The organism is Acinetobacter sp. 1000160, from assembly GCF_000588715.1.
In the GTDB taxonomy this organism is placed as follows: Bacteria; Pseudomonadota; Gammaproteobacteria; order Pseudomonadales; family Moraxellaceae; genus Acinetobacter; species Acinetobacter courvalinii.
Genome location: NZ_JFWP02000018.1, coordinates 1 through 2,471, shown reverse-complemented (window position 1 = coordinate 2,471; position 2,471 = coordinate 1). Strand labels below are relative to the sequence as shown.

Sequence of the window (2,471 nt, the reverse complement as noted above, 5' to 3'; positions counted from 1 at the left end):
GCTGATCCAATTGCTTTAAACGTGATTCATAATTTTGATAATGGGTTTGCCAGACCGGGTCCGGATGTAATTCAAAATGATTTTTCAGGCTGAGATCGTCTGGAATGTCTGCCAGAATATTGGGGCTTGCAATACAGAAGGCCAAATGCCGTACGATCGGATTGTTAAACTGTAACCACGGCTCAAAAAAACAAGGGGTGGTAAGCATTTTAGACATCAAGCCACTCAATCATGGAAATAATAGGTTAAGTTTAAGAAACCACAATAAAAACACTTTATACTAGCACGGTTGTAAACAGGTGTTGGTTAATTGCTCAATGAAAACTTTATTCTGGCGTAGTCTGGTCGTGATTTTTATTACGTTGGGAATCATCGGGGCAATTTTACCAGGCATGCCCACTACGGTTTTTCTGATTCTGGCTGCATGGGCGGCTTCCAAAGGCTGGCCGGAAATGGATGCTTGGTTACTGAACCATCCCAAATATGGCCCGACCTTACGCAACTGGCGTGAACATGGCACAGTGCCGCGGAAGGCGAAATGGATTGCCAGTATCATGATGTTGCTTAGCGGTATCCTGATGCTGTTCACCAACGCACCGTTTTGGGTGAAAGTCTTTACTGATGTCACCATGTTTATCGTGGCTGTGTGGTTATGGTTAAGACCCGAGCCTGAGCAGCGTTAAGAAAAGCAACGCTCTTGCGGAATATATTCCTCATGCGCAAGACCTTGCGCCAATATGGCTCAAATGCAGCGAGTGGCGAGTTAAGCAAAGTCAAATAAGCTTTGCCCTGAGGAGTGATTAAAGCTCCGTAAGAAGACGAAAACTTTATTCGAGTAAATACATTAAGCAATCTTTGTCTTAAACCCCATCCACAACATATCCGAATAACATGAACAAAGAACGAAGATCATGTCTACAACTCTAATTTATTTTCCTCGTCAGCTCTAACACCTATCACCCACGAAAACTACTGAAAACTACAAGAAAAAAGACTTCATCTATGTTGAAATGAAGATGTTCTATCATCTATCGAGATAACAATGACCTATACCCTTGATCAGGCAGACATCATCATAGACTTGGCACAGCAAACACTACGTTTGCCGAAACAGAATAAATTCTATGTGATCTCTTCGGGCAAAAACGGTATTGGTGAACAGGAAAATAGTGGAAAGACCCCAAGAGGCTGGCATCAGGTTGCCCAAAAGATCGGCGGCGATGCACCAAAGAATGCTGTATTTATTGCACGCCAACCGACGGGTGAGGTGTATGACCTACAATTAGCCCAGCAATTTCCTCAACGAGACTGGATCTTGTCGCGGATTTTATGGCTGGATGGTCTTGAAGAAGGCTTCAATCATGGGGAAGGGCACGATACCTTTAAGCGTTATATCTATATTCATGGTACGCCGGATACAGAGCCAATGGGTGTTCCGATGTCGCATGGTTGTATTCGAATGAAAAATGATGAAATTATCGAGCTATTTGAACTCGTTTCCGAACAGGCGCTGGTGTATATATCCGAACAAGCCTTGGAAAACGATATGTGAAAATGCAAATAAGTGCTTAAATAAAATACGAAAATATCAGTTTTTGCATGGAATCACTTATTTTTTAATCATTCGTACGGTTTTTTCAGAAAAGAATGGCAAAAGCGTTTGACAGGCTGTAAAGATTCTCTATAATGCACCTCACAAACGATGAAGACGTTAAGGGCGCTTAGCTCAGTTGGTAGAGCGTCTGCCTTACAAGCAGAATGTCGGCGGTTCGATCCCGTCAGCGCCCACCAAGCCTTTACGTTAAGACTCAAGTGCAGCGGTAGTTCAGTTGGTTAGAATACCGGCCTGTCACGCCGGGGGTCGCGGGTTCGAGCCCCGTCCGCTGCGCCACTTAAGTTTTAATAGTCGTTTGCTATGATTGCAAAATTATCGTGCAGCGGTAGTTCAGTTGGTTAGAATATCGGCCTGTCACGCCGAGGGTCGCGGGTTCGAGCCCCGTCCGCTGCGCCACTTTAAGATTGCAAGAATAGCTAGAGTTAAATAGATTAGAATTTATTTCTTTTATATTTAAACAAGTTTTAAAGCGATGCTTTAGATTTGTTACCTCGCTCAGGGCGCTTAGCTCAGTTGGTAGAGCGTCTGCCTTACAAGCAGAATGTCGGCGGTTCGATCCCGTCAGCGCCCACCATAATTTGTGACATTTACTTCTCTATGGAAGTAATACAGTGCAGCGGTAGTTCAGTTGGTTAGAATATCGGCCTGTCACGCCGAGGGTCGCGGGTTCGAGCCCCGTCCGCTGCGCCATTCTCTTGATTCCCTGTTCAAGAGGGTGATAATGTAAGACACTACGCACTCCGTTTGTCTTGCGTCATAAAAATTGATATTCAATCAATTTTTATTCCTCAGGGCGCTTAGCTCAGTTGGTAGAGCGTCTGCCTTACAAGCAGAATGTCGGCGGTTCGATCCCGTC

General features: G+C 44.6%; 2 protein-coding genes, 5 tRNA genes and 1 pseudogene. 7 read left to right on the top strand and 1 reads right to left on the bottom strand.

Features of this window, described 5'->3' with window-relative positions; translation table 11 throughout:
* Positions 1-217: pseudogene (locus tag J699_RS00220) on the bottom strand (DUF1853 domain-containing protein); the annotation flags it as partial.
* 100 nt (positions 218-317) lie between these two features.
* Here J699_RS00220 and J699_RS00225 point away from each other — a divergent pair.
* The 7 genes from J699_RS00225 (at position 318) to J699_RS00255 (ending at position 2,305) form a co-directional block, all read left to right on the top strand.
* Positions 318-683 carry a YbaN family protein gene (locus tag J699_RS00225; RefSeq protein WP_005226971.1) on the top strand — a complete coding sequence of 122 codons (366 nt, stop codon included), beginning with the start codon at positions 318-320 and terminating at the stop codon, positions 681-683.
* Positions 684-1,042: 359 nt separating this feature from the next.
* On the top strand, positions 1,043-1,552 hold the full coding sequence (gene elsL, locus J699_RS00230; RefSeq protein WP_032869959.1) for a cell wall-recycling L,D-carboxypeptidase ElsL: 510 nt from the start codon (positions 1,043-1,045) through the stop codon (positions 1,550-1,552).
* Positions 1,553-1,715: 163 nt separating this feature from the next.
* Positions 1,716-1,791 (top strand) — tRNA-Val (locus J699_RS00235).
* 23 nt (positions 1,792-1,814) lie between these two features.
* Positions 1,815-1,891, top strand: a tRNA-Asp gene (locus tag J699_RS00240).
* Between the two features lie 43 nt (positions 1,892-1,934).
* Positions 1,935-2,011: transfer RNA gene (locus J699_RS00245), tRNA-Asp, on the top strand.
* Between the two features lie 102 nt (positions 2,012-2,113).
* Positions 2,114-2,189: transfer RNA gene (locus J699_RS00250), tRNA-Val, on the top strand.
* A 39-nt stretch (positions 2,190-2,228) separates the two neighbouring features.
* Positions 2,229-2,305 (top strand) — tRNA-Asp (locus tag J699_RS00255).
* Positions 2,306-2,471 lie beyond the last annotated feature (166 nt).

Bases quoted from the DNA above. Each gene is read 5' to 3' on its own strand.
- J699_RS00225 (WP_005226971.1), top strand. From the start codon at position 318: ATGAAAACTTTATTCTGGCGTAGTCTGGTCGTGATTTTTATTACGTTG.
- elsL (WP_032869959.1), top strand. From the start codon at position 1,043: ATGACCTATACCCTTGATCAGGCAGACATCATCATAGACTTGGCACAG.